The 642-nt window shown below is 46.9% G+C and carries 1 tRNA gene and 2 rRNA genes; all 3 read right to left on the reverse strand.

The features are described 5' to 3' along the window. Positions 1-120, reverse strand: a 23S ribosomal RNA gene (locus PAEVO_RS00055); the annotation flags it as partial. Positions 121-358: 238 nt separating this feature from the next. Continuing rightward, positions 359-434, reverse strand: a tRNA-Ala gene (locus PAEVO_RS00060). 120 nt (positions 435-554) lie between these two features. Further along, positions 555-642 (reverse strand): 16S ribosomal RNA (locus tag PAEVO_RS00065); the annotation flags it as partial.

Raw genomic sequence — 642 nt, forward strand, 5'->3', positions numbered from 1 at the left:
ATTCGGACATCCCCGGATCGAAGCTTGCTTACAGCTCCCCGAGGCAGTTTCGTTGTTCGCCACGTCCTTCTTCGGCTCCTAGCGCCTAGGCATCCTCCGTGTGCTCTTAGTAGCTTAACCAATTGCTTCAGTTTCGCGCCATTCGCTCTGTTGTCCGTTTGTTTCCTGATCTACTAAACGAGTTAATAGGTGGAAACGAAACTTCCAAAGAATCGACTGTCACGAATCTTCCGCTGCTACCGTTTTATTAAACTTGTTTTGACACAAGTTCAGCTAAAAGGATATTTCTAATTGCGCAAATTCGTTTCGTTATCTAGTTTTCAAGGATCAATTGTATATCTTATAGATGAAATTGATTTGGTGGAGCCAAGGGGGATCGAACCCCTGACCTCCTGCGTGCAAGGCAGGCGCTCTCCCAGCTGAGCTATAGCCCCTCAAATTCCATCAAAACTGAACAAATGAATACACGTCGTGGTTGACTTCAATGAAGTCTGTACGATAACTTGCGTCATCGTTATTTGAATGTTTCCGTTGCAGGAAACGATTCTCCATAGAAAGGAGGTGATCCAGCCGCACCTTCCGATACGGCTACCTTGTTACGACTTCACCCCAATCATCTACCCCACCTTCGGCGGCTGGCTC

It is taken from the genome of Paenibacillus sp. GM2FR (assembly GCF_002803325.1).
GTDB lineage: Bacteria > Bacillota > Bacilli > Paenibacillales > Paenibacillaceae > Paenibacillus_AQ > Paenibacillus_AQ lautus.